The 25,960-nt window shown below is 64.4% G+C and carries 15 protein-coding genes; 9 read left to right on the top strand and 6 right to left on the bottom strand.

Features of this window, described 5'->3' with window-relative positions; translation table 11 throughout:
• The first annotated feature begins 148 nt into the window (after positions 1–148).
• Positions 149–1,810, top strand: a complete 1,662-nt coding sequence (locus VT03_RS14125; RefSeq protein ID WP_075093568.1) for a sulfatase-like hydrolase/transferase — start codon at positions 149–151, stop codon at positions 1,808–1,810.
• A 125-nt stretch (positions 1,811–1,935) separates the two neighbouring features.
• Here the strand turns inward: VT03_RS14125 and VT03_RS14120 are convergent, their stop codons facing one another.
• Together VT03_RS14120 and VT03_RS14115 are read right to left on the bottom strand one after the other, a co-directional pair.
• A complete protein-coding gene (locus VT03_RS14120; protein WP_075093567.1) occupies positions 1,936–2,373 on the bottom strand; it encodes a GNAT family N-acetyltransferase in 438 nt (145 codons plus the stop codon).
• Between the two features lie 41 nt (positions 2,374–2,414).
• Positions 2,415–2,918 carry a DinB family protein gene (locus VT03_RS14115; protein WP_075093566.1) on the bottom strand — a complete coding sequence of 168 codons (504 nt, stop codon included), beginning with the start codon at positions 2,916–2,918 and terminating at the stop codon, positions 2,415–2,417.
• Between the two features lie 153 nt (positions 2,919–3,071).
• Between VT03_RS14115 and VT03_RS14110 the strand changes: the two genes are divergently transcribed.
• The 6 genes from VT03_RS14110 to VT03_RS14085 all read left to right on the top strand — a co-directional run bounded on the left by VT03_RS14110 (position 3,072) and on the right by VT03_RS14085 (position 11,826).
• Complete coding sequence (locus VT03_RS14110; protein WP_075093565.1) at positions 3,072–3,986, top strand: alpha/beta hydrolase; 915 nt, start codon at positions 3,072–3,074, stop codon at positions 3,984–3,986.
• Between the two features lie 251 nt (positions 3,987–4,237).
• Positions 4,238–6,208, top strand: coding sequence for a protein kinase domain-containing protein (locus VT03_RS14105; RefSeq protein WP_075093564.1), 1,971 nt, complete (start codon positions 4,238–4,240; stop codon positions 6,206–6,208).
• 124 nt (positions 6,209–6,332) lie between these two features.
• Positions 6,333–8,315: a DUF2075 domain-containing protein gene (locus tag VT03_RS14100; protein ID WP_075093563.1), complete on the top strand. Its 1,983-nt coding sequence runs from the start codon at positions 6,333–6,335 to the stop codon at positions 8,313–8,315.
• A gap of 401 nt (positions 8,316–8,716) precedes the next feature.
• Positions 8,717–10,729 carry an ATP-binding protein gene (locus tag VT03_RS14095; RefSeq protein ID WP_197489323.1) on the top strand — a complete coding sequence of 671 codons (2,013 nt, stop codon included), beginning with the start codon at positions 8,717–8,719 and terminating at the stop codon, positions 10,727–10,729.
• A 30-nt stretch (positions 10,730–10,759) separates the two neighbouring features.
• Positions 10,760–11,374 carry a DUF488 family protein gene (locus VT03_RS14090; RefSeq protein WP_075093561.1) on the top strand — a complete coding sequence of 205 codons (615 nt, stop codon included), beginning with the start codon at positions 10,760–10,762 and terminating at the stop codon, positions 11,372–11,374.
• The gene (locus VT03_RS14085) at positions 11,374–11,826 is read left to right on the top strand and encodes a DUF488 family protein (protein ID WP_075093560.1); all 453 of its coding nucleotides are present in this window, start codon (positions 11,374–11,376) and stop codon (positions 11,824–11,826) included. Before VT03_RS14090 ends, VT03_RS14085 begins: the two co-directional genes overlap by 1 nt.
• Before the next feature lie 1,240 nt (positions 11,827–13,066).
• Here VT03_RS14085 and VT03_RS14075 read toward each other — a convergent pair.
• Positions 13,067–13,600, bottom strand: a complete 534-nt coding sequence (locus VT03_RS14075) for a GrpB family protein (protein WP_075097118.1) — start codon at positions 13,598–13,600, stop codon at positions 13,067–13,069.
• Between the two features lie 719 nt (positions 13,601–14,319).
• Between VT03_RS14075 and VT03_RS14070 the strand changes: the two genes are divergently transcribed.
• On the top strand, positions 14,320–15,774 hold the full coding sequence (locus VT03_RS14070) for a DUF1501 domain-containing protein (RefSeq protein ID WP_075093558.1): 1,455 nt from the start codon (positions 14,320–14,322) through the stop codon (positions 15,772–15,774).
• A gap of 337 nt (positions 15,775–16,111) precedes the next feature.
• On the opposite strand, the gene VT03_RS14065 is transcribed toward VT03_RS14070, so the two are convergent.
• From VT03_RS14065 to VT03_RS14055, 3 genes are all read right to left on the bottom strand, one after another.
• Entirely contained in the window at positions 16,112–22,834 is a 6,723-nt protein-coding gene (locus VT03_RS14065; RefSeq protein ID WP_075093557.1) for a WD40 repeat domain-containing serine/threonine protein kinase, read from the bottom strand.
• A gap of 126 nt (positions 22,835–22,960) precedes the next feature.
• On the bottom strand, positions 22,961–23,524 hold the full coding sequence (locus tag VT03_RS14060; protein WP_075093556.1) for a sigma-70 family RNA polymerase sigma factor: 564 nt from the start codon (positions 23,522–23,524) through the stop codon (positions 22,961–22,963).
• A 502-nt stretch (positions 23,525–24,026) separates the two neighbouring features.
• Positions 24,027–24,872: a hypothetical protein gene (locus VT03_RS14055; RefSeq protein ID WP_075093555.1), complete on the bottom strand. Its 846-nt coding sequence runs from the start codon at positions 24,870–24,872 to the stop codon at positions 24,027–24,029.
• Positions 24,873–25,540: 668 nt separating this feature from the next.
• On the opposite strand from VT03_RS14055, the gene VT03_RS34200 reads away from it, so the two are divergent.
• Entirely contained in the window at positions 25,541–25,903 is a 363-nt protein-coding gene (locus VT03_RS34200; RefSeq protein ID WP_075093554.1) for a hypothetical protein, read from the top strand.
• Positions 25,904–25,960: the final 57 nt, after the last annotated feature.

Here is a 25,960-nt window from a genome sequence, read left to right as displayed (position 1 = left end):
CCCGGAGCCTGCAGAGCGGCGAGATGGCTCTGCCGCGTAACTCATGCTGTGGCTCAGTCACGGCCCCGGACGCCGGGCCGATTCCGAAACGTCGTGGAGACCGATACCCTGCAGGTCGCCGCCGCGAACCTCGATCCGGGAGTCTCTCATGCGCTTGTTCCGAGTCCTGTCCGTTTTCGTTGTTGCCGTCGGCGCGGCAATGGCGTCCGTCGCATCGGCCGCTGCGCCGAACATCCTTCTGCTCCTCAGCGACGACCACAGTTATCCCTACCTGAGCTGCTACGGAGATCCGAACGTCAAGACGCCGACGCTCGACCGGCTGGCGGCGGAAGGGATGAAGTTCCATCGGTTCTTTACCGCCTGCCCGCAGTGCGTGCCATCGCGGGCGGCGCTGATGACGGGGCGGTCGCCGGTGGCGACGCGGATGACGCGGTTCTCCTCCCCGTTGCCCCGCGAGGAAGTCACCCTCCCGGAACTGCTGCGGGAGCAGGCCGGGTACTACACCGGCGTCTGCGGGCGAAGCTTTCACCTCGACGGGCCCGGCGGAGGCCGGGCCGGGGGAGACATTGCGGCGATCCTTGAGAAGCATGGTCTCAAGACCTTCGCGGATCGGGTCGACTTTCTGAACAACTGTCCCGACGGGCAGGTGGCGGCGACGGTGGAGACCTTTCTCGAGGGGAAGCCGGCCGATAAGCCGTTCTTCCTGTGGGCCAACTTCAGCGATCCGCACCATGTCTGGGATCCTCCGGCGGAGCTGCGGCCTGATCCGGCCCAGTTGAAGCTGCCGGCGCACTGGCCGGACCTGCCGGGGATGCGGGAGCAGTTCGCGGATTACTGCGGCGAGGTGAACCGGTTGGACCGGACGGTGGCCGGGGTTCTGGACGTGCTGGCGCAGCGGAAGCTTCTGGAGAACACGCTGATCGTCTTTGCGGGGGACAATGGTGCCGCGCTGCCGCATGGGAAGGGGTCGCTGTATGACCCGGGTTCCAATGTCCCGCTGATCGTCCGGTGGCCGGGGAGCGTGAAGGCGGGCGGGGAGTCGCGGGAGCTGTTGAGCGGGGAGGACCTGGCTCCGACGCTGCTGGCGGCGGCGGGGGTGAAGCCGCACCCGAAGATGTCGGGGATCAGCTTTCTGCCGCTGCTGAAAGGGGAGGAGCATGCTCCTCGCAAGCATGTGTTCGTGGAGCGGGGGCCGCATGGGTCGGCGCCGGTGACCGTGGGGATGAGCAACAGCGGCTATGACCTGTCGCGGGCGGTCCGGAGTGACCGGTACAAGTTCATTTACAACTGCACGCCTTGGATTCCCTATGCGCCGGTCGACTCTGCGGGTGGGGCCGGATGGACGCAGACCAGGGCGGCGCAGGAGGCGGGGACGCTTCCGGCGGAGCTGACGGCGACGTACTTCACGACCCCGCGGCCGGTGTACGAGCTGTATGACCTGGAGGCGGATCCTTCGGAGCTCAAGAACCTCGTGGGCACGCCGGGGCTGGCGTCGGTCGAGCGGGAGCTGCGGTTGGCTCTCGCGGAGAAGATGATTCTGGACTGCGACTATCTTCCGCTTCCGGCGACGGGGGCGCCCGAGGGAGCGGGGGCGGGGGCCGGGAGTGGTGGTGGGGCGAACTCGGAGGCGAACCGGGCGGCGCAGTTTGGACGGCTGGATGTGGACAAGAGTGGGGATCTGACGCCGGAGGAGTTCGGGAAGGGGCGGGAGCCGGCGGAGGCGGAGCGGTTCTTCAAGCTGCGGGATACGGACGGGAATGGCCGTGTCAGCCGGGAGGAGTTCTTGCCAAGGTCGCCGCGGCAGCGCTGATCGCAGCGTCCGAGGACTCGCCAGCCAGAGCCGCGGGTCAAGGGCGGCGAGCCCTTGCCGCCGGAGGCACGTCTGTTGAGGAACGGTTCAAGCGTCGATCGGCTTGCCCTCGTCGGACTGCGGCCTCACAGCCGCTTCTGCATCGCCCGGTGGGGAACGGTAACCTCCTCGAACTCGTCGCCGACGGTCTCGTACCCCAGCCGTTCGTAGAACGGGACGGCGGTGGTGCGGGCGTGGAGGGTCATGAGGGTGAAGCCGCGGTGGCGGGCGAGCGTTTCGGAGGCGTCGACGAGGGAGCGGCCGATGCCGCGGCCCTGGGTTTCGGGGGCGACGGCGACCTGCCGCATCTTGATCTCGCCGTCTGCGAGCGGGACCAGGACGAGGCAGCCGACGAGGTTTTGCCCGTCGTGGCAGACGAGGTGGAGGCTGGCAGACTCACGCTGGAGTTCGTCCTCCGTGAAGGAGAGGCCGAGCGGGGTGCGGAGGACCGCCAGCCGGAGCGCGACGCACTCGCGGTAGAGGGGCGAACCGTGTTCGACTTCGGAGACGACGCGGGAGGTCATGGGCTCTGGGGGGCTCGCTGGGCGGGGATGGTCGCCTCGTTTCAGTCTTCATCGCCGGAGGGGCCGTAGAGGCCGGGGACGGGGATGTCGTTGAGGCGGAGGTAGACGCAAAGGTGGGCCCGGTGGTGGATGATGTGGTTCAGGACGAATGACCGCAGGACGGCCGCTTTGGGGAGGGTGAAGATCCTGGTGCCGTTGTTGATGAGGGTCCACGGCTTCATGAACTCGGCGTCGGCGGTGGTCTCGATGTCTTTGCGGGCCTGGGCGACGTTCTGGTCGAAGCGGTCGAGGATCTCCTGGCGGGAGGCGGCGGGGGTGGTCTTGAGCTCCGGGCCGCCGGGGGGATTCACGTCGAGCGAATCCTGGTGGAGGGTGTAGCCGGTCCAGCTGGGGATGGTGGCGAGGTGCGTGCCGACCCAGCGGATCGTGTTCGACTTCGGGTGGGCCTTCCAGTCGAGCTTGTCGTCCGGGATCCGCTCCAGGACTTTGCGCGTGCCGGCCATCTCCTGGTCGAATTCGGGAAGCAGGGTCTGTCCGAAGCTCATGGGAGGTTCCTGGTGACGAGGGACGGAATGTCTGGCGTCAGATCATCAGGTGGGGCGGGGACTGTCAATGCACGGGACGGCCGGGCGGGTTGGCGGTTGCTACACTGTGAGCTCGCTTTGCCTTTGACGGGGTTTGGGTCGGGAGGGTGGTTGATGCGGCGCTCGGTCTTGGTTGTGGCGTTTCTGGCGGCGGTGTTTCTGGCGGGTGGTCCGGTGCTGGCGCAGCGGGCGGGGGCGAAGAAGATCGCTCCGCAGATGGCGGATGCTCACTACGGGCCGCATGCGCGGCAGGTGTTTGACCTGTGGCAGGCGGAGTCCGATACGCCGACGCCGCTGGTGGTCTACATCCACGGCGGGGGTTTTCATGCGGGGGACAAGTCGTCGATTCCGGCGACCCTGTTCCGGCTGCTCGAGAAGAAGATTTCGCTGATGGCGATTCACTATCGCCTCTCGCCGGAGGTGGCGGCTCCGACGCATTTCATGGACTGTGCGCGGGCCATTCAGTTTGCGCGGCTGCATGCGAAGGAGTGGAACATCGATCCGGAGCGGATCGGGGCGATCGGGGGTTCGGCGGGGGCGGGGACTTCGCTGTGGATCGGGTTTCATGACGATCTGGCGAAGCCGGAGGATCCCGATCCTGTGCTGCGGCAGTCGACGCGGCTGAGCTGTATGGCGGTGATGGGGGCACAAAGTTCGTATGACCCGCATGTCATCCGGGAGTGGGTGGGTGATGCGGCGGCGCGGCATCCGGCGCTGGAGGGCTTCTATGGGATCAAGACGAGCGAGATCGAGACCGAGGGGGCGCGAGCGAAGTTCCGGGAGATGTCGCCGATCACCTATCTCACGAAGGACGATCCGCCGGTCTATGCGTTTTACAACGAACCGCGGGGGCCGGTGGCGGCGGATGCTCGGCCGGGGACGGGGATTCATCACATCAACTTCGGGCTGAAGCTCAAGGAGCGGATGGACGAGTTGGAGGTGGAGTGCACCGTGCGGCACAGTGATGAGGGGGCGAATGTCGGGGCGGAGGCGAATGCGTTTTTTGAGAAGTACCTGCTGAAAAAGTGAAGGGGTTTGCGCCTGCCTGGATATCACAAATTTCACAGGGGGGAGCACCCGGCGCTATGAAGGTTGATTGCATCGCCGATGCATGAGCAAGGAGAATTCTTGTGCAACTGGAGGGCGGGACGGAGGTGGGGGCTTCGCTCCGCTGCGACCCGGCCGCAGGGCCGCACTGGAAAACGAGGGTGGCAGCCACAAGAATCGGGGAGAGCTGAGCGTTCAGAAGGGCGGGCGATGCAGGTGCGAGGCAGGGGACCATGCCGCTTTCGATCGAGCGTTTCGTTGAGCTGCTCGCGGGGAGCGGGGTTCTGCCGCAGGAGACGATCCAGGAGTTTTTGCCCCCTCATCGAAATCCTCAGGACGCCGAGGAGCTGGCGCGCGAGCTGGTGCGACAGAAGCGGCTGACGAAGTTTCAGGTCGAGGAGATCGCCCGCGGCAAGGGAAAGGCCCTCGTTCTGGGGAACTACACGATCCTGGAGCGGATCGGGGCCGGGGGGATGGGGCAGGTCTTCAAGGCGGAACATCGCCGCATGAAGCGGATCGTGGCGGTCAAGATCCTGCCGGAGAACCTCATGAAGGATCCGGCCACCGTGGCCCGCTTTGAGCGGGAAGTCACGGCGGCGGCCCGGCTTAATCATCCCCACATTGTCACCGCCTACGACGCGGACGAGGTGAACGGCGTCCATCTGCTGGTGATGGAATATGTCGAGGGGCGGGACCTGGCGGCCCTCACGAAACGGGACGGGCCGCTGGCGGTCGATCAAGCGGTGGGCTTTGTCCTGCAGGCGGCCCGGGGTCTGGCGGCGGCCCATGCGGAAGGGATCGTCCACCGGGACATCAAGCCGGCCAACCTGCTGCTGGACCAGAAGGGGACCGTCAAGATCCTCGACATGGGGCTGGCGCGGATTCACGGCGATGCGTCACGGCAGGCGGAGCTCACGCACACCGGCACGGTCATGGGGACCGTCGACTACATGGCCCCCGAGCAGGCACTAAACACCAAGCTCGCCGACGCCCGGGCCGATATCTACAGCCTCGGCTGCACGCTGTATTACCTGCTGACCGGAACGGCCGCCTACGGCGGCGACACGCTCATGGCCCGCCTCCTGGCTCATCGGGAAGAGCCGATTCCCTCGCTCCGCGCGTTGCGTCCCGAGATTTCCGAGGCGGTCGAGTCCGTGTTCCGGCGGATGGTGGCCAAGAAGGTCGAGGAGCGCTACCAGTCGATGGCGGAGGTGATTGCCGACCTCGAAAGCCGCCCGCAGGTGGCCGGTGTTGCGCCGGAACTCGCCGAGACTGTCGCCAGCCTGCCGGTCGATACGAAGCTGACGAGCCTCTTCCGTGAGATGCAGGAGGCGGCCGAGACGCGGCCCGTGTCCCGGGCCGCGGCCGGTCCGCCGCTGGCGGCGCGGCGGAAGAGGCTGCTGCTCGCTGCGATTCTCGGATCCGCGGCCCTCCTTCTGCTGGCGGGGATCGTCCTCAGTCGCGGGAACGGGGCGGGGACGTCGACGCCTCCGAAGGTGGTCCAGGGTTCGGGAGTGTCCGGTGTCGCTCCGACGGGAGCCGCTGCCTCGGGAGAGAAAGGACCGGCCACTGTTGCCATCGCACCGGTCCCGGCCGAGGCCGCGATGAATGTCACGGGCAACGAACCGATGAATCCGGTGGGCGATCCCCTGGGTGACAAGGCGGAACGCGAGATTGCCGAGTTCGTGATGTCGATCGGAGGCAAAGTCGTCCTGGGCGACGGGAAGGAGTACAAGCGGGGGAGCGAGCTTCCGAATGGGCCCCTCTTTGTCGTCAATATCTGGCTGGCGGAGAACCCGGTCCTGGCCAACCGGGACACGGCCCGGTTCCTGGGCTGTCGCGGGTTGTGGCTGCTCGACTTGTGTGGGACGCGGCTCGATGACGAAGGGCTCGCCTGGGTCAAGAACGCCCCGTCGGCCCACTGCCTGACGGAACTCTACCTGGCCAACAACCCGATCACCGATGCCGGGGTGGCCCATCTCGTGAGCTGCACGCATGCGCACGCGCTCTGGCTGGGAGGGACCCAGGTCAGCGATGCGGGGCTGGAGCACGTGAAGGGGATGAAGACGCTGACCTATCTCACGCTGGACAAGACCCGGGTGACGGAAGCGGGCGTCCGCCGGCTCGCGGCCCTGTTGCCGCAGTGCAAGATCGTCTGGGACGGCGGCGTCATTGAGGCGACGCCGCCGGCCGACCCCAAGTGAAGTCGATGCAGTACAGGCTTCTTGTGGTTGCCCGTTCGGGCGTCGTTTGCCAACCTGGCTGGGCCGCGCTGGTGTGGGTTGCGCGAGAAAAGGTGGTTTGGGCCGATCGATGAATGTTCGACCGTTGAGTCGTTTCTACTTTGCCGACACGATCGCCGGGTTTTGCCTGCGGGGGACCGATGAAGTTGTGGGCGCGATCGCCATGGCCAACTCGTTTCCACTGACGGTGGAGCAGCGGGATGCCTGGGTGGAGCAGATCGCGATCCTGAAGGAGGCGTTTGCGCGGCTGGGGGTCTCCGGGCATCTTTACTTTGAGTATTCGATCCCCCGGCTGGGGCGGCGGGTGGATGCCGTGGTGCTGGCGGGTGGGGTGCTGTTTGTTATTGAGTTCAAGGTGGGAGAGGCGAAGTATCCGGCGCAGGCTGTCGATCAGGTGTGCGACTACGCTCTGGACCTCAAGAACTTTCATGAGCCGAGTCATACGCTGGTGATTGCGCCGATTCTGGTGGCGACCGAGGCGGCTGCGGATCCGGCGGGGCTGGAGGTCGCGAGCCACAGGGACCGGTTGCTGGAGCCGCTGCGGTGCAATCGGGAGACGCTGGCGGTTGGGATGCAGCGGGTGCTGGACTTTGCTCGCGGGCCGGAGATTGTGGCGACCGCGTGGGAGACGGGGCGGTATTGTCCGACTCCGACCATCATTGAGGCGGCGACGGCGCTCTATCGCGGGCACTCGGTCGTGGAGATCTCTCGAAGTGATGCGGGGGCGAAGAACCTCACTTCGACGACGAACACGATCGCGGAGATCATTCAGGAGGCGCGGGAGAAGTCGCAGAAGGCGATCTGTTTTGTGACTGGCGTTCCGGGAGCGGGGAAGACGCTGGTGGGGCTCGACGTGGCTACGACTCACATCGACAAGGAGGACGCGCTTCACAGCGTGTTCCTGTCGGGGAATGGGCCGCTGGTCAAGATCCTGCGGGAGGCTCTGACGCGGGATAAGGTGCGGAGCGAGCGGGAGCAGGGGCGGACGATCAAGAAGGGGCAGGCGGCCAGCGAAGTGAAGATGTTCATCCAGGACGTCCACCACTTCCGGGACGAGTGTCTGCGGGATCAGGAGCGGCCGCCGATTGAGCATGTGGCGATCTTTGACGAGGCTCAGCGGGCCTGGAATCTGGAGCAGACCGCGAGCTTCATGAAGCGGAAAAAGGGGATTGCGGCGTTTGCTCACTCGGAGCCTGAGTTCCTGATCTCCAGCATGGACCGGCATTCGGACTGGGCGGTGATTGTCTGCCTGGTCGGGGGTGGGCAGGAGATCAATACGGGTGAGGCGGGGATCGGGGAGTGGCTGGCGTCGGTTGAGCGGGCGTTCCCGCATTGGCGGGTCTATGTCTCCGGGCACCTGACCGACAGCGAGTACGCCGCGGCGGAGCAGATTGAGGCGATTCGTCCGAAGCTGTTTGTGTCGCTCAAGGAGGATCTGCACCTCTCGGTTTCGATGCGGTCATTCCGGTCGGAGAATGTGTCGCGGCTGGTGAAGCAGGTGCTGGATCTGGATCTCGATGGGGCGCGGCGGACTTTGGAGGAGGTCCGGGAGCGGTTTCCGATCGTTCTGACGCGGGATCTGGCCCGGGCGAAGGACTGGCTGCGGGAGCGGGCCCGCGGGTCAGAGCGGTATGGGATTGTCGTTTCTTCGGAGGCGCAGCGGCTCAAGCCGCATGCGATCGATGTCCGGACGGCGGTGGATCCGGTGCACTGGTTTCTGGGTGGGAAGGACGATGTCCGTTCGTCGTACTACCTTGAAGACGTGGTCACGGAGTTTCAGGTGCAGGGGCTGGAGCTCGATTGGACGTGCGTGACGTGGGACGCGGATTTTCGGCGGACGGGGGCCGGGTGGGGGCACTGGTCGTTTGTCGGGAATCGGTGGCAGCGGATTCACAAGGGGGAGCGGCAGGCGCATCAGAAGAACGCTTACCGGGTCCTGCTGACCCGGGCTCGGCAGGGGATGGTCGTGGTTGTTCCGGAAGGGGATGCGGCGGACCCGACGCGGAATGCGGAGTTCTATGACGGGACGTTTGGCTATTTGCGGGGGATTGGGTTCCCGGAGCTCTGATGACGTGCCGGCGGACGGCTGTCCGCTGCGCAACCCAACGTCAATCGCCCGCTGGGGTCCAGGGGTTTCGACCCCTGGCCGCCGGAGGCACTTCCATGTCGAACCGTTGGAAACGGACGGTGGCCGACTTAGGGAGGGATGTTGAGGGATCCCCTTTCCCCTACGATCAAACCGTGAGGGCGACGTCCAACGTAACTTGCCACGGCTCGCAGGGCCGTGCCACGCAGGATCGACAGTGCCACCCCGCCGCCAGAGTGTGCGGCCCGAGCTGTGCCACCTCAGATTTCTTGCCGCGAATGAACATCTGTGGTACACCTGTTCACATGCGAAGATGACCTCCCCTTCTTTTCTAGGCGACCATGATGGGCCGGCGTCTAAAACTCCATCCCAAGTCAGACTTTGTGAATCGTCTGTCGCAGGCGTCCATCTACGAGGCCCTCGAAGAACTCATCTGGAATGCCTTTGATGAAGAGGCAATCGTTGTCGATGTACGGTTGAGCCGCGGCAAACTCGATGAGCTGACGAAACTAGAAGTTGTCGATAACGGGCGAGGTCTGGAGTACGACAACGCGGCCACTGCCTTTCAGAATCTGGGCGAAAGCAGCAAGGTTGATCGCACTTCCCGGACGGGACTGCCACTCCATGGTCGACTTGGCCAGGGCCGTCACAAAGCGATGGCAGTTGGTCGGACCGTGGTTTGGAAGTTCGCCTACAAGACGGGTAAGCGCTTTCGCTCTTACGAAATAACAGGCACAAGTGGCCGGGGAGATCCGTTCTATCTAGGGGACGAATGTGAAGATGACAAGATTGCGGCATCGGGTTGCCACGTAACAATCACGGATATTCGGAAAACGTTCACAGAGATATTCTCGCAAGGCGCCCGCGCTGAGATAGCGGCGCGCTTCGCGCCCTCGCTCCTTGTTCACCCGGAAAGGGAGCTTCATTTTAACGGAATACGTATTGATCCCACCAAGGCCCTGAAAAATAAGAGGACAATCTGTCATCTTGAAGTCGGTCACGGCGGGAAGTCTTACGACGTCACGATACGCGCGTTTCACTGGAACACTCCTCAGCATCATCGAGAGGTATTCCTTTGTGGATCGTCTGGAATATCGTTGCACCGTCTAAGCGACAATTTTCATCGATCAGGCGACGAAGGCACGATTTTTGTTGAAAGTTGTCTGTTTGATGAGCTTCACAACGAGAATCTTCTTCAAACATTTGAGGCGTCTCAAGACGCTGATCGAAAAAATATCGCGAAACGCATTACCTCTAAGATTCGCAGTTACTACCAGCGGCTCCGTAAGCACCGCGCTTCCGATGCGATTCAGAAATTGAAAGACGAGGGCAGCTATCCATACAGGAACAGGCCATCTTCTGGTATCGAGACAATCGAACGGCGAGTGTTTGATGTTTGTGCTGTCAATGTTAGCAGAAATTTGCCAAGCTTTAACGACGGAATGGAGGTCGACGGCCGCAAGTTACTACTTCGAATGATAAAGGAAGGGGTGAGTCGCAATCCGTCCAATGTTGGGCGAATTATTCGCGAAGTCTTGAGATTGCCGAATCACGATGCAAAACGGTTCGCGGCGCTGCTTGATGACATGCCGCTGTCGAAGATAGTGGATGCGGCGCATAGGGTGGCACAACGCCTTGAATTTCTCAAGCTATTCAAAGCGGTTGTGTATTTGGATCCATTTGAGAGAACGATCCGCGAGCGAACAGAGCTGCAAAAATTACTTTTGCCGAACACTTGGCTTTTTGGGGAAGAATATGCAATTGGCACAGATGATGAAGACATGAAGACGGTTCTTGAGCGGCATGTCGGAATACTCCGCCGTGACGCTCTGCAGCAAACTGTCACAGACACCGACTGCCGCGAGATGATTTCCCAGTACAACAAGAAGAAAGAAAAGACCCCGGAGAGCTTAAATCGTATACCTGATTTCATGCTCTGGCGTCAGTTCAAGGAGCGTCGTCCCGATGAGTACGAATTTCTGGTCGTAGAGATTAAGCGGCCCGGTGTTCTGGTTGGCCATAAAGAGCATCAGCAGATTGAAGACTATGCCCAGGCAATCGTCCACTCTCCTTTTGCTGACAAGCATAGAACTCGTTGGGTTTTTGTCGTGATTAGCGACGATCTTGATAAAGGCATTCACTCGCGGGCGAATCAAACACATTTGCCTCGATGGACGACACTTAGTCCTCGCGATGAGCCGTTCGAGATTCGAGCTATGCCTTGGAGTGCTGTGATTCAAAGTGCCGAAGGGAGGCACGAGCATCTGAGGAAGTGGTTGAACCACAGTGTGGGTGTTGAGCAAGCCCTGGAGCGGTCGCAGGAGACGTACAAGGAGTTTCTTCCGCAAGGCGCCTATTCGGTTTCCAAGAAGCAATTCAAGCCGCCTGGGAAGTGATTTGCAAAACGTATCGTGAAATTGAAGGCGATGCAAAACTCAAGTAGGCAAGTACTGTTTACCGTAGGCCACTCTACTCGGTCTTTGGGTGAGTTTGTTTCGCTATTGTGGAAGAATGATGTCACGGCAGTGGTAGACGTTCGGTCGAAGCCATCCAGCCGACTACAGCAGTTCTGTCAGGCTGAGCTCTCAAGCCACTTGCGGGAATGCGCAATTCAGTACGTATTTCTGGGCAAGGAGCTGGGGGCACGGCGCGTCGAACAGTCTTGCTACGTGGGCGGACAGGCGAGGTACGATCGGATTCGTGAGCTACCACTCTTCCGAAGTGGCATGGATCGCGTTTGTCGAGGGCTCGAAGGCTATCGCATCGCGTTGTTGTGTGCGGAGCGTGATCCGATCACCTGTCACCGTATGATTCTTGTGTCTCGTGAGCTGCGCGGCTTGGATATCGAGATTCGGCATATTATTAATCAGGACACCGTGGAGTCGAACGCGCAGGCGGAACGCCGTCTATTGAAGGCGGTAGGCATTGCGGAGCGGGATCTGTTCGTTCCTGTGGACGACTTGATTGAGCGTGCCTATGATTTGCAGGCCGACCGTATTGCGTACGCAAGCCAAGACATGAGGGCGGAAGGGACCGAGTAATGACAGTTGTAGAACGCAGGTTGTGGACTATTGGGTTTACCAAGAAGAGTGCCGAGCACTTTTTCAACTCACTTCGAGACGCCGGCGTAAAGAGGCTGATAGATGTCAGGTTGAATAATATTTCGCAGTTGGCGGGGTTTGCGAAGCGTGACGATTTACGCTTTTTTTTGAAAGATTTGGCAGGTATTGAGTACAGCCATCTCTTGGATCTAGCCCCGCTTGAAGGTATGCTTGATGCGTACAAGAAGAAGAGGATCTCGTGGGCCGCTTATGAACTGCAGTTTTTGCAGTTGATGCGGGATCGCCGCATTGAGGAGGTGTTGCCGCGAGAACTGTTCGACGCTTCCTGCTTGCTTTGCAGCGAAGATACGCCACATCACTGTCATCGCAGACTTGTGGCAGAGTATCTCCAGGGGCACTGGAAAGACTTCTCGGTTCGACATCTGCGATGACAATTAAATTAGCGGTAGCTTCGGATTTGTTCGTTGAATTCGGGGAACGTGTAGATTCCATTTGCCTGGAGCCAGTATCCTTCGACTCCGTTCGGGGCTGTGTACACGCGAGAAAGTCCGATTCGTACGTAAACTTCTTTCTGGGTGTGAATGAGGCTGTTTACTGTGTCAAGTGACGTTTTCCGCTTTGCGTCGCTGGCGTAATTGTGGAACCCTAGATCAGTAATTGGTAGGAATCGAAATTCTTGGCCTGAGTTGTCCGTGAAGTTCAATTTTATCTTGCCCGCCTTGTAGGCGTCGTCAATAATTTGGATGTGTCTTGGGGCAACTGAAACGGTTATTATAGACCGCGGCCCAATATGTTTCGGTGGAAGGCACTTTTGCCCGGGGGGCAGGTCGACCTCAAATCCTTCTGAAACACTAGAGAATAGAGAGGCCCGCAGTGCCATTTTGAATTCGTCAGATGTCGACGGGCCGTGAAATGTGAGCTTGTCGTAATTGTGGTCTTCTTGGTGAGGACCACTGCACTCTTGAGATAGAGTAAAGTTTCCGGTCAGCTTTGCTCCGGGAAGAATATTCAGACGCACGCATTCTGATGTCGGCAGGTAAGGCATTGGGCGGATGCACATCCCGGTTGCAGAATCGACCCCTGCAGTGCAGACAATGTTGCCGTTTGTGAATCTTGTGAGATCTGTAACGATGATTTCGCGAGTCATTTTGTGGCCCTACTAGATTGCGATGCTGCCAACTGTACCAGCAGTGGATTGGGCGTGCCACTGAAATGGGCAGTTGGGGTGACGCGGTCGCTATCAAAAGGGACGCGGGCTTGGTGGCCACCCAAGATATCGCATTGACGTTCGCCAGCAGTCGATTCGGCGAGCTGCCTTGGCGGTAGTAAGCCACTCCCAAGATCGAATTCGACTTGAGCCGCACATTTGCCATTGGCGGGGAGCAGAATGGCATCCGGTTTCGGACAACGGGGGAAAGAGTCGGACAGGGACGCCGTCTTTGCGTTGTCTCACAACGCGGCTCGGCTGCGCAGGGCGCACGACCAAAAGAGCCACGGGTTTCTCCGCGGCCACCAATCCACGGCCACGACCTCCAGCCGCTTGATGAGCGCCGGGTGCCGCTGCTGGCAGCTTTGGGCCAGCAGTGATTGGACATCCAACTTGAACGGAGCACTGCTGGTCAGAGCACCAGCAGTGCCACCCGGGCTGCGGAAGGGGCGCGAGCCGGGAAGTCAGCGGCTTCTTCGTCGCCACCACTCCACCGCCACGACCTCCAGCCGCTTGATCAGGGCATCCTTCCCGTCGTTGTATGCCACGATGTCCGCCGGGTGGCGGGCGTAGACTTCGCGTTTCAGGGCTTCGTACTCCTGGCGGGCGGCTTCGTGGTGTCGTAGGTACGCGCTGAAGGCCAGGTGGCGCTCGACGCCGGGGGAGCCGGTTTCGTAGATGTGGATGTTGTGACTGCGAAAACCTTCGTGGTCGCGGGTGAAGAAGCGGCGGCCGGGGAGGCCGTATTCGCCCCAGGCGCGGTAGCCGGTGGCCTGGAGCTTGGGGGTCAGTTCGTCGACGGCGGCGAGGCGGCGGACGAGGGGGAGGATGTCGATGATGGGCTTGGCGGCGAGGCCGGGGACGGAGGTGCTGCCGAAGTGGTGGATTTCGACGAGCTCGTCCGCCAGGAGCGAGCGGAGGCGCGCGGACTCCCGCTCGAAGGCGGATGGCCAGTCGGGGGAGTAGTCGGTGAAGGTGTAGCGGCTTTCGGGGGGCACGGAGGGATGGTGACGGGGGGACGGGCGGGCGGTTAGCCGGGAGCGTTTCGTGGTCCATTTGCGAGTCCCGGAGATCCCGAGCGTAGCGCGAAAGACCGTCTTCGGATCGTTGTTGCGCCCCTTCAGGGCTTGTCGATCCTGTGGGCGGTCCACCTGGGGCGTTGCCCCAGGCTAGCGTTGTTTCACGCCGTTGGCGTGGAGGCCCGGGGCTGTTTGAGGACCGGCGCCGGACGCGGTCCAGGTCGCACTGGCTCGAAGTGCGAGTGCGGGAGTTCAGACGTTGTCCCTCGCTTGCGCTTCGGGCTGGTGTGGGGGGGCCAGACTGAGCTTGGAGTGTTGGATGCCGTTGGCGTGGAGGCCGCGGGCCTTCGATTTGGGGCGGTCTGGGGCTACGGGGGTCGGTCCTGGATTGCGGCTCGGCGGGAGCCTCGCCCTCCCGGGGGGGATCGAGCTGGAGGTGTCTCGGTGGTCCGCTGGGCCGCCCGTGCGGGAATGCATCACGGATTGCTGATGCGTTTGCTCGGTGGCTGGGGTATGCTTTCGTTTTGCCGTTTCGGCTCGCCTGTTTGCGTCTGAGTGGCCGGAGGCGCTTGGGGGTTTCCCTCGCTGGCGCTTCGGGCTGGTGTGGGGTTGCGAATGGGAGAGGGCGGACCGTTCTGGTGCGGACGGGACTCGATAGTGGTCCGGGACTGGCCCGGAATTCGACAGGGAACGATGGCATGCTCGGTTTTCAGCAGCCCGGTTGGTCGCGTCGCGAGTGGTTGCGGGTCGGGGGGATTGAGCTGGGGGCGCTCGGTCTGCCCGGGCTGACGGGAATGGCGGCGGGGGCCGGGGCCGGAGCGGCGGGGGGGAGTCGTCGGGATGGTCGGGCGGGAGTGAAGGTCGGGGCGGGGGTCGAGGTGGCGCCGCGGGTGGCGGGCTCGTTCGGGCGGGCGAAGTCGGTCATTGTCATTTTCCTGGGGGGCGGGCCGCCGCAGCACGAGACGTGGGATCCGAAGCCGGAGGCGCCGGAGGAGATCCGGGGGGGCTTTGGGACGATTTCGACCCGGACGCCGGGGCTGGAGATTGGCGAGCTGATGCCGCGGACGGCGGAGCTGACCGACAAGATTGCGGTCCTGCGGGCGATGGTGACGGGGGACAACGCCCATTCCTCCAGCGGGTACCACATGATGACCGGCGTGCCGCATGTGCCGCCGAGCTCCGAGAACGCGGTGTCCAAGGCCCCCAACCTGGCTCCGCACTGGGGGGCGGCGAACAAGTACGTCCGTCGCGAGGAGCGGCTGGGGATTCCTCCCGCGATCACGATTCCGAACCGGATTGCGAACGTGGGGGAGGTGGTGTGGCCCGGTCAGACGGGGGGGATCCTGGGGCCGAAGTACGACCCGTGGCTGCTGACGTGCGATCCATCGCAGGCGGGGTTCAACGTGCCGGACCTGTCGTTGCCTTCGGAGATTCCGGCGGGGCGGCTGCAGAAGCGGCTTTCGTTGCTGGAGCAGCTGCATCCTCATCTCGACGGGGTGGATGGGTCTGCGGCGGCGGCGGACTTCAGCCGGCAGTCGGAGCAGGCGTTGGAGCTGCTGGTGGGGTCGGGGGTCCGGAGGGCGTTTGATCTTTCGCTGGAGAGTGAGGCGACGCGGGATCGGTATGGGCGGACGCGGTGGGCGCAGAGCGTGCTGCTGGCTCGGCGGTTGGTGGAGGCGGGGGTTTCTCTGATTCAGGTGAACTGGTGCCGTGTGGATGGGGAGCCGAATGGGGGCGGGTGGGACACGCATGACCGGCACAACGATCTCTTGAAGCGGTTCCTGATGCCCTGGATGGATCAGGCGTATTCCGCTTTGTTGAGTGATCTTGCCGAGCGGGGGTTACTGGACGAGACGCTGGTGTTGTGGGTGGGTGAGTTTGGGCATACGCCGAAGTTCAATGCGCGGGCGGGTCGGGATCATTGGGGTCATTGTTTTTCCGTGGCGTTGGCGGGGGGAGGAGTGCGGGGGGGCGTGGTGCATGGGCGGTCGGATGGTCAGGCGGCGTTTCCGTTGGCGGGGCGTGTGGAGCCGCGGGATTTGCATGCGACGATGTTTCATTGTTTGGGATTTTTGCCGGAGACGGAGGTATTGGATGCGCAGGGTCGTCCGCATCCGTTGAGTCGTGGCCGGGTGATTGAGGAGATCCTGTAGAACCGGGGTCCAGGGGGTAACCCCTGGTGGGGAGTGCAGAGGGGCAACGCCCCTTTGCCCGCCGGAGGCCTGACCGTCGTGGGATGTCTGAAGGAGGGTGTGTGCAAACGCGGACTGGGTGCCGGATGGCCCTTATCTAACCGGCGAGGATGTCAGGGCGGGTGGGGAGTTTTCGGCGCCGGTTGCACAAAGGGGGTGCCCGTGGTGTGCCACGGTTCCTCAGGGAAGAGGCCTCCGGCGGCAAGGGGGTGAGACCCCCTTGACCCCAGCGGCCGTCGCACGTTGGGTTTGAGCGAGCGGGGGCTGTGCCGGCGGGGACGTTGTTAGAGGTGCCGGTTTAGCGCGGCGGGGCTTCGATCAGCTTCTCGGCTTCGCGACACAGGACCTCTGCGACGAGGAGGTCGTATTCGATTGTCGTGGGAGGCGCGGCTGGCTTCGTGGCTCCTTCCCGGACGCGGCCGGCTTCGAGAATTGCCGTCGCCCTGGCGAGAGCCTCCTTCGCTTTGGCAGCCTCCTTGAGTTCGTGCCACGACATCGCCTCGATGACGAACGCCAGCGCCGCCGGAGCACCCTCCCGCAGACTCGCCACGTGCGACTTCTCACAGCAGGCAATCGCCTCCTGGAAGCGGCGATCCCGGTACTCGACCAGCCCCAGGCCGGCCCAGCCCCACTTGGGGAAGTCACCCGATGTCTCCCGCTCCAGGGCCTCCCGCAGCACCTTGACCGGCAGACGGTCCCGATGCGGCGAGTCCGGAAGCAGCAGGGTGATTTTGCAGACGGTGTCCGCGACTTCAAAACGGGTGGTGTCCGCAAACTGCTCCACCACCCTCGAGCACAGCTTGCGGTAGCCGTCGGTGTCTCCGGTGAGCCCCTGGAGCGCCGCGACCCGGGTGATGTTGAAGCGGGAGGTGGGATCCTGGTCGAGAATCTGCAGGGCGGTCAGCGTCGCCTCTGGCCACCGGCCGGCGAGCGCGAGGCTCGCGAGCTCGGCTTCGAGCGATTGCCCGGAGGGGAGCCGCCGGACTGTCCCGCGAATCCGCTGCGAGGCTTCCCGCCGTAGAAGTTCGGAGAGCAGGGCGTCCTGGTCCACCGCCTTCTCCGAGAGCGGTTCCTCGCCGGGACCGAGCGGGGAACCGGCCAGCTCCAGCTCCGCGGGAATCAACGCCTCGGCCGCGGTGAGCGCCTTCACGGCGGCTTCGTGATGCCCCTGCTCCTCTTCGGCCAGGGCTCGAATCAGCAGGATGTGGGAGACGAGCGGCGGGGGCGGAGACTCGACCTTGTCCAGCCATTCGAGCGCCTTGGGGGTGTCTCCGGCTCGCAGCGCCGCCAGTCCGCACATGGCCGCCGCCCACGGATGCGATCGGTAGGTCGGCATGTAGGTCTTCAGCGACTGATGGAGTCCGTCGATCGGCAGGTCGGAGACCGGCAGAGCCCCCGGGAGAAGGAGGCCGAGCTTCACGAGGGTTTCGCGTTCATCGAGGTTCGTGGAGTTCTGGTACTCCTTCAACAGGAGGGCGCAATGCTGGCGATAACCCGCTTCGTCACCCGCCATCAGGTGACACAGACCGGCCCGCATCCACGAGACGCGGGCGGCCTCCCGCGCGCGGAGCGGCACTTCGCTGAGGAAGTCCGGGACCGCCTGGCTCCACTGCCGCAGCCGGGTCAGCAGGACCGCCCGGGCGCGGTACTTGTCTGCAGTTGGTGCGGCATGAATCTCCTGGTTCCAGCGGGCGAGGGCGACCTCCTCGTTCGTCGGATCGAGCGGCAGGTCCGAGGCCGCGATGCCGCTGGCGCGCGTGACCACATCCACGTAGAGGGACCAGAGCTCGCGGTGCGGGATCCCGTGGACCCCGCGCTCCAGCACACGCTTGCCCGTCGCCTCCGCCAGGTCCGTCTTCCCCTCCCGGAAACAGGCCTGCGCGAGCAGCAGCTCTTCGGCGAGCGTGAGGGACTCCGCCCTGTCGGGGGCTCCCAGTCGTTCGATGACGGCGGCATCTTTCCTGTGGACCAGGTCGAGCGCGCTGAGAGCCTCATCGCGGCTGAGGATACTGGTCTGAACGGCACTGGTCAGAATCTGCTTCTCGACGGCCCTTGGCTCATCGCTGACGGAGAGCCGAAACCGACCCAGGCGTGCCTCCCCCCACGAGGTCAGGAACTGCAGGCTCACGACGAGCTGCTCGCCCGTCTGGACTTCGCACGGGGTGTCCAGTTCCAGGATCAGCCAGTGCGGCTGCGTCACGGGAGGGTAGACGTCCCACCGCGTCGACGGGCGACCGTCGATCGCGCCCCACGGGCCGTCCGGGGCGTGCGTGTGGACGTCCAGCGGACGGACGTAGTCACTGGCCGCGAGGCGAAACTTCAGCGGGGCGGTCTGGCCATCGCTCCGCCGCAACCCCAGCGTCACTTCCGACAGGCAGAAGTTCCCCTTGAAGTCGTGTCCGCTGCCCCTCACGGGGAGGCCGGGATGCGGCAATGCCTCCAGCCGCAGGGCCGCGACCTGCGGCAGCGGGCTGGGCCCGACGAGGGTGTACTCATCCTTTGGGGCCGGCTTTCCTTCCGCCAGGATCGACCCATCCGGCTGCTTTGTGAAGGGAGACCCGGAGGTCGCGCGAAGCTCGACGGGATCGAGAGCGGTCCACTTCGTCGGCTCCAGTTCCAGAATCCGCAGCCGAGCCAGTTCGCGCTGCAGGGACTGGTCGTCCGGTGTCGTCCGAAGGACCGAGTTCACCGCCGCGATGGCGGCCGACACCATCGCGCGAGTGCTGCGGCCGCGCTTCGTCATCTCGGCGAGGTAGTCGAGATGCAGTCGCGCATCGTTCGGCCGCAACGGCACCAGCGAGTCGAGGAGATTCAGTCGCAGGGCGCGGGCGATGATCACCCGCCGCTGCGATTCCAACTGCGCGTCATCGAGGGCCTTCGCCAGGGATGCCGCCGTCTGATCCGGGGCTTCGCGGGTCCGGATGTAGGCGTCCCACCGAGTGTTCCATTGTTCCAGATCGAGAGGCAGTTGCTCGCCGTTCGGCTGGTGGAGGTTCGAGGCGAGTTCCGCCCGGTTCAAGAGCGACGGGACGCTCTCGACGGGGGGCTTCAGCAACTCGGTCAGATCCAGGATCGAGCACCGTCCCTCTTCGGAGACCACGGCCCGGTGGCCGAAGAGGCTGACATGGGTTGTCGAGCCGCGGCTGGGGACCAGTTCCGGGACCGGCGCCACGGCCAGCTTGCCGCTGGCCGGGTCCCAGATGTGCAGCGTGCTGCGGCGCGGGCCGGCCAGCACGTAGCGTCCGTCCGGCGTGAAGGTCGCGTGGAACACCTCATCGGCATGCTGCATGGGGGTGCCGATTATCTGTCCCGTCTGCCAGTCCCAGATCCGCACGCGACCATCCTTGTGCCCGGTCACGACCCGCTGGCCGTCGGGGCTGAAGTCGACGGACCACAACCCGTAGAAGTCGCCGCCATGCGGCATCTCGCGCCCCCGCTTCTGGCCGGTCTGCAGGTCCCACACCTGGGCCATGTTCTTGCCGCAGACTCCGGTGACGAGCAGCCGGCTGTCCTTCGAGAACGCGATCGTGCGACAGGGACCGCCCTGCGACACGGGCTTCAGGGCGGGAAAGCGCAGCGCGCCGGTCGCGGACTCGCGAACGGAGACCAGGTTGTCCGTGATGACGGAAACGAGGGCTTCGCCATCGGGCGAGTAGCGGACGCGCGACCAGATCGCCCCAGCATGATGTCCGTCATGGTTGAGCGCCTGCCGCGTCTGCCCGTTCCTCGCATCGATCAGCAGCAGCTGGCCGTCCTGGCACAGGACTGCCACTTCCGGCTGATGGGGATGAGCGTCGATGCTCGCCGGGAGAGCGGGGAGCGGAACCGCGGGAAAGAGCGGTTCGCCGGTGGCGATGTCGAAGACCCCCAGGAGCGCGGTTGAGCCCTTCACGATGGCCGCCGCGACGGACCGGTTGTCCGAACTGATGCACGAGTCATACAGGAGTCCGGGGAGCAGGATCGGGGGGCCGGCTGGCTGACCGTCGGCCATGCTGGCGACCGACAGCAGTCCGCCGCGAGCCTTGGGGTTGAACGAGGTCTCGTGCAGGACGCCGGGGGTGACGAACCGGCCGTCGAAGCTGATCCGCGGGTGCCAGACGTATCCCTGCCAGTCGACACGTCCGACCAGTGCCGACTCCGGCGCCTGCTCCCAGACGACCACCTGACCGTTCGAGGCGATCGCCAGCGCCACCCCGTCCGGCGAGAACCAGCCATGCGCATAGGTGTTCTGCTGGGGAATGACGGAAGGGGCGGGACTTTGCTTTTCCTTCAGCATGTCCATCGGCCACACCCGCGCGATCCCCTCGTAGCTCAGGGTGACCAGGGAGCGGCCAGTCGGATTGAACACGGCGTGATGGAGGTGATTGCGGTGCGGCAGATTGACGACGGTCCCGTCGACGCCGACGAGCGCGCACTGAGCGACACCGGCCGCGGCGATCCAGCGTCCATCGGGGCTGACATCCAGCGCGCGGTCGAAGTCCGGCCCCAGTTTCCATGGGTTGGCGACGGTTCCCGCCGCCGCGAGAGTCCACAGCCCGGGTGTCCGCCCCTCTTTCAGGATCGTGACCAGCTTGCGGTCCTGATCGCAAAAGACCGGGAGGGACCACATGTTCCGGAAGAAGGGGGTATGTTCCAGAGGAGGAAGCACCGGCCTGGTCGAAGCGGTATTGGCGACGGAGAAGACGCGGGCCAGGTTGTCCTCGCAGGCGGTCACCACCTGGCTGCCGGAGCGATTGAAGTTCAGACCGTAGACGACGCCGGGGTGCGGCCATTCGGTTTCTTTGCGCGGTTCGGCTTCGAGATTCCAGACCTGCGTTTTCCGGGAACCGAGCGCCAACCGCTTTCCGTCCGGCGACCAGCGGACGACCGAGACGTGTTCCGCCGGGCGAAGGCGGCCGAGTTCCTTTCCGCTGATCGACTCGAGGAGGCGCACTTCCGCCGGCCCGAACGCGAGGGCCACCTGTCGGCCGTCCGGAGACCAGTCGGCGTCGGTGACGTCGATGAGGGGATCGCTCCAGGGGACCGTGACCCCGTTGCGCCAGTCCCAGACGCGCAGGCTTCCCTCTTTGAGCGCCAGCAGGAAGGGACCGCTCGGCTGGAACGCCAGACGCGATGCGTCCCCTTCGGGGAGCGTCAAACGGGCCACCGGCATCATGGCCTGGTTCATCCAGCTGCGGGCCCGCAGGCGGTTCGCCTGCTGTCGATCCGGGTCGTGAGGCGTGATCGTGGCGGCGTGGGCGAACCACATGGCGGCGGCCGCAGTCTGTCCTTCGCTGCCGGCGCGGAGGCCGCGTTCGGTCTGCATGTCGGCCAGCATGTTGTCCGACCGTCTCTTCTCCGACTCGGCCCGTTTCTGTTCGCTTTCCGCCCGGACTCGCTCCTGTTCGGCGCGGACGAGTTGCCGGCTCTCCGCTTCTCGCGCGGTGTTGGCCGCCTGTTCGGCCGCTTCGGCGTTCTGTCGCAGGTGGTGCTGGACGACCGCGGTCCAGACCGCCGAAATCCCTCCGAAGGTCGTCACAAAAAGGATGACGCTGGCGAGCCCCAGCTGCAGACGCCGCGCGCGGCGCTCGGCACTCGCGGCGGCCTGATGTTCCCGGGCGGTCAGCAGGGCCTCTTCGGCCCGGGCCGCGGCCGCCGCCCGGTCGATCTCGACCGCCCGCAGCCGCGCTTCCACGGAGGTCAGGTAGGTGGTCACATGGTTCGCGAGAACGCCGGCGTCGCGCGGCCGGTCTTTCGGTTCCAGCTCGAGACACTGTTTGGCGAGGGCGATCAGTTCCGCATCCGCGCCGCAGGCATCGAGCCGCGCGAAGCAGCCCTCCAGTTTGCCGCGTGTCGCCAGGCGGAAGACGTGGGTTCCGTCATCGCCGATGTACGGGGGACGGCCCGTCAGCACCTCGCACAGGATGGCCCCCAGGCCGAAGACGTCCGCCCTCTCGTCGAGGTTGTCGATCTCTCCCAGAGCCTGCTCGGGGGGCATGTAGGCCGGAGTCCCCATCACGCTGCCGATCTGGGTCTGCGATCCGAACGAGCCGACCGGTTCCGGCGTCTTGTCCCCGCCCCCTCCCCGGCTGCGGAGGGTCTGGACGACGCTGTGCTCGGAACTCCGGGTCTGCGACATCCGTTCGTCGGCCACGCCGCCGGACGGGAGGACCTTGGCGAGTCCCCAGTCCATCACCTGCACTTCGCCGAATGCGCCGACCATGATGTTGGCGGGCTTCAGGTCCCGGTGAATGACCCCGCGGCTGTGCGCGTAGGCCATCGTCTGGCAGACGTGTTCGAAGATCCCCAGGAAGCGGCCGCGGTCTTCGGCGGGGCTCTTCCGCTGCGCCAGGATCTTCGAGAGGGTCTCTCCTTTGACCAGCTTCATGCTGAAGAACGGGCGGCGATCGGAGAACTGCCCGAGTTCATAGACCGGAGCGATTCCGGGATGCTGCAACTGGCCGCCGATCTGCGCTTCTTCGATGAACCGCTGCACGATCTCGGGCTTGTTCTTGTGCGAGTCGAGCAGGACCTTGATCGCCAGGTCGCGTCCAAGGTCCGTGTCCCGTCCCTTCAGGACCGCGCCCATTCCGCCCCGGGCGATCTCCCCCTGCAGCTGATACCGGCTGTCCGCGTCTTTCTGCGGCATCTCCGGCGACTGGGGACGGACGATGGGGTCGGTCCCGTTCTCCGCCGCCTCCCGCAGGGCGACGCGGGGGAAGTTTCCTCCCCGCCCCAACGACTGGAAGACGCTGTGACCCGCCGGACCGATGACGACCGCCTCCCCTTCCACGAAGGTGGCGGTCAGCCCCCCTTCCAGGGCGCTCGCCCGGTCCGCATCCCGGTTCTCGTGGACGACGGTCTCCTGAAAAGCCGCGGGGGGCTGTTCCAGGAAGCGGCTTGCCTGCTCGTGGCTGGCGAGGAGAGCCTCGATCCGGGCCTTGAGCCGCAGGTCCGCACCGCAGGCCTGGGCCAGCCATGCGGCCCGGGCCTCGGGTGTCTCTTTCTCCAGCGCATTCAGAAAAATGCTCTGTTCGTCCATCAATGAGCCCTTGATGCGAAGCGGAACGGTTGTCTGCAAGACAGTGCGAGAAACCGGTTGCCGGTCCGCCACCCTTTTTGATGCTGCCGCGTTATCGTGCCCGGAATTGGACCGGCGGTCACGTCGTCAGGGCGAATTTCGCACGGCGTCGAGCAGCCAGGCCTTGGCGTAAGTCCACGTTCGTTCGGCGGTTCTGATGGAGATTCCGAGGACGTGGGCCGCTTCGGGGGTCGTCAGTCCCGCGAAGTAGCGGAGCTTGACCAGCTTGGCTTTGTCGGGCCATTGCTGTTCGAATCGCGAAAGGGCTTCGTCGAGCTTCAGCAGATTGTCTTCGCCGCCGGTGGCCGGCTCGTCGGCGATTTCTCCCAGGTCGAAGTCTTCGAGCGTGTGGGCCCGTTTCAGGCTTTGCTTCCTGCGCGCGTTCTCAATCAGGATCCGCCGCATGGCTTCGGCGGCGGCGCCGAAGAAGTGGCCGCGGCCGTTCCATCGCTGCGGCTGTGGGCCGTCGACGAGGCGGAGGTAGGCTTCGTGGACGAGTGCGGTTGGTTGGAGGGTCTGGCCGAGTTTTTCCTGGACCAGTTTGGCGGCGGCGAGTTTGCGGAGTTCCTGGTAGACGAGTGGGAGGAGTTGTTCGGCGGCGTTCTGATCGCCGTGTTCGATTGCGAGGAGGATGCGGGTGACGTCGCTCATGGTGGGAGTCTAGGGGAATTGCAGCACTGTGCCTCGACCGGGTCCAGGGGGACCCTGGTGGGGAGTGCAGAGGGGGAGTGTGGGGGAGGCGGAAGGGGTTCAGGCTGAAGGCGGAAGGTAGAGCGGCGCAACGCAGGATCACTTGTCCCTATCCGGGTCCAGGGGCACCCTGGTCAGGGAGTGCAGAGGGGACCTGTGTTGTTTTCTTGGCCCCTTTGCCCGCCGGAGGCCTGGCCGTCGGGAGATGTCTGAAGGAGGGGGTGTGCAGACGCGGACTGGGTGCCGTATGGCCCTTATCTCAAATTCGCGCGAAGTGCAGGGCGAGCGGGGAGTTCTCGACGCCGGTTCCACAAAGGGGACGTCCGTTGTTTACCACGGTTCCTCATGGAAGCGCCTCCGGCGGCAAGGGGGGTGAGACCCCCCTTGACCCCCAGGTGCCGTCGCACGTTGGGTTTGAGCGAGCGGGAGCTGTGCCGGCGGGGACGTTGTTCCAACGGGCGGGTTATCGCCTGGCGACCTTCGCGATCCACACACTGTTATCACTGCCGTGCTTCTCCGACCCCTTCGGCTGCATCCATTCCGACGCGATCACCCAGGACTCCGTGGGACTGATCTGGCAGACGCCGAAGTTCCCCAGACCGGCACCCCGCTGCGGGATCAAAACCCGCTCCGTCTCGCGGATGAGGCACAGGCGCGTGCGGTCAACCTGGGCCAGGAACAGCGGGGCCCGGTGCCGGAAGACATGGTCGTTCTCCGCTCCACGACGCGTGTAGACGAGGTACAACTCCTCACCCAGCGTCAGCCAGTGCTGCTGCGTGTTGTAGTTGCCGATCTCCGCGCCGTCGTCATACCTCCAGGGACGCGGTTCGCCGTAACGGAGACCATCCTCCGAGACCGCGACGTAGCCCCGGTCGTCGTTCCGCAGCGTCAGGTAGAACCGGCCCCCGCACCGCGCCAGCGAGGGCTCGTACAGGCCCCGCTTGATGTTCACCGTCAGCGGCGGACCGTGCTCCACCGCCCGCAACTCCCGGCCGTCGAACCGGCAGCGGAAGACCGTCGTGCTGTACGGCTTGCCCCCCGGCACGGCGTGATAGACGCCGAGCAGGATCTCCCCGTTCTCGAGGTCGCACCGCTGACCGGAGCCGGCCCCCGCGTTCTGGTACTGCGGCTCGTCCGGCAGCGGAAGCGTCTTCCACGCGTTCCAGGATCGACCCGGGGCGTCGTAGACCGCGTAGGCCACGCTTCGCGGTCGGACGGCGAGGACCTTGTTGTCCCGATACCACACCGTCTGGCCCGTTCCCAGGAGGGCGCGGCTGCCGGCGTGCCACTGCGGTGTGAAGTCGCACACCGTCGTCTCGTCCCCCGCCTGGAGGAGATGCGGGGCGACCTCGGCCCCGGTCGGAAGCGGAGTGGCGGGGGCGGAGGCGGCCGGTATGGTCTGGCGGGCAAAGACGGCTTGCTCGACGGGGGTGTCCAGGTCTGGCCGGCGTCCGTGGAACGGAGGTCGTTGAGGGCGTAGAAGACGTCCGAGCCGCTGAGGAGGAGCTTCTGCATGGTCATGACGACGAGCGGCGTCGGCCCGTCGTTGCCGGGCTCGCCGGGAGGAATGGCTCCGGCCCGGGCGTGGACCCAGCAGGAGGTGCCGTCGAAGCCCTTGTGAGCGGCGAGAAGCTCGACGCGGAGCGGGACCGGCGCGGCGGACGGGGAGTTGTCCTGGGCGGTCGCCGGCAGGGTAAGGAGGACGGCGAGGGAGACCGTGGCGAGCGCGGTCAGAAGAGCGGTCGGGCGCATGGGCGGTCTCCGCGGAAGGGGTGGGGCCATGGTAGCGATGGGGGCGGGATGGCGTCGTCCGGTGGATCGGCTCGAGGTCTCGCGCGACGGGGGCGGCCTGGCTGGTGATTCGAGTGAAATGGAGCGGTGGCCTCATTCGGTGTTGAACCGATTGGCACTATCATTGCATCCACGCTGAGGGTCCGTTGACGGGTTTCACGATCCGAATCCATGAGGGAGTCTGCAATGAGTCCGAAGAAAGCTGCGTCGGGAAAGAAGGCGGATGCCAAGACCGGGCTGGCGATGGTGGGGGGAGCGGCCGCCGGGGCCGCGGCGGGAGCCCTGCTGGGTCCCGTAAGCGCCGCCGTCGGGGCGGTGGTGGGCGGAGCCGCCGCCATGCGGGCCGCGGATATGTCTCCGGAGGACCTTCCGAGCGGGGCCAGGATTCAGAAGGCGGCCGCGACCGTCATGAAGAAGGTGACCGGGGCGAGGAAGGCGGTCGCCAAGAAGCTGACCGCCGCGAAGAAGACCGCCAAGAAGAAAGCCCCGGCGAAGAAGGCGGTCGCGAAAAAGACCGCGGCCAAGAAGAAGGCGGCGAAGAAGAAGTAGCCGGGGCGACGCAGCGTTCGCCGAGTGTGCTTGCGACAGGGCGTTTGCGGGTGCGGA

Origin of the sequence: Planctomyces sp. SH-PL14, from assembly GCF_001610835.1 — a bacterium.
GTDB lineage: Bacteria > Planctomycetota > Planctomycetia > Planctomycetales > Planctomycetaceae > Planctomyces_A.
The sequence above is the reverse complement of the archived record's forward strand: the minus strand, read 5'-3'. Positions and strand labels throughout refer to the sequence as shown.

Bases quoted from the DNA above. Each gene is read 5' to 3' on its own strand.
- VT03_RS14070 (WP_075093558.1), top strand. From the start codon at position 14,320: ATGCTCGGTTTTCAGCAGCCCGGTTGGTCGCGTCGCGAGTGGTTGCGG.
- VT03_RS14115 (WP_075093566.1), bottom strand. From the start codon at position 2,918: ATGAGCTTCGGACAGACCCTGCTTCCCGAATTCGACCAGGAGATGGCC.
- VT03_RS14105 (WP_075093564.1), top strand. From the start codon at position 4,238: ATGCCGCTTTCGATCGAGCGTTTCGTTGAGCTGCTCGCGGGGAGCGGG.
- VT03_RS14120 (WP_075093567.1), bottom strand. From the start codon at position 2,373: ATGACCTCCCGCGTCGTCTCCGAAGTCGAACACGGTTCGCCCCTCTAC.
- VT03_RS34200 (WP_075093554.1), top strand. From the start codon at position 25,541: ATGAGTCCGAAGAAAGCTGCGTCGGGAAAGAAGGCGGATGCCAAGACC.
- VT03_RS14090 (WP_075093561.1), top strand. From the start codon at position 10,760: ATGCAAAACTCAAGTAGGCAAGTACTGTTTACCGTAGGCCACTCTACT.
- VT03_RS14085 (WP_075093560.1), top strand. From the start codon at position 11,374: ATGACAGTTGTAGAACGCAGGTTGTGGACTATTGGGTTTACCAAGAAG.
- VT03_RS14110 (WP_075093565.1), top strand. From the start codon at position 3,072: ATGCGGCGCTCGGTCTTGGTTGTGGCGTTTCTGGCGGCGGTGTTTCTG.
- VT03_RS14065 (WP_075093557.1), bottom strand. From the start codon at position 22,834: ATGGACGAACAGAGCATTTTTCTGAATGCGCTGGAGAAAGAGACACCC.
- VT03_RS14060 (WP_075093556.1), bottom strand. From the start codon at position 23,524: ATGAGCGACGTCACCCGCATCCTCCTCGCAATCGAACACGGCGATCAG.
- VT03_RS14125 (WP_075093568.1), top strand. From the start codon at position 149: ATGCGCTTGTTCCGAGTCCTGTCCGTTTTCGTTGTTGCCGTCGGCGCG.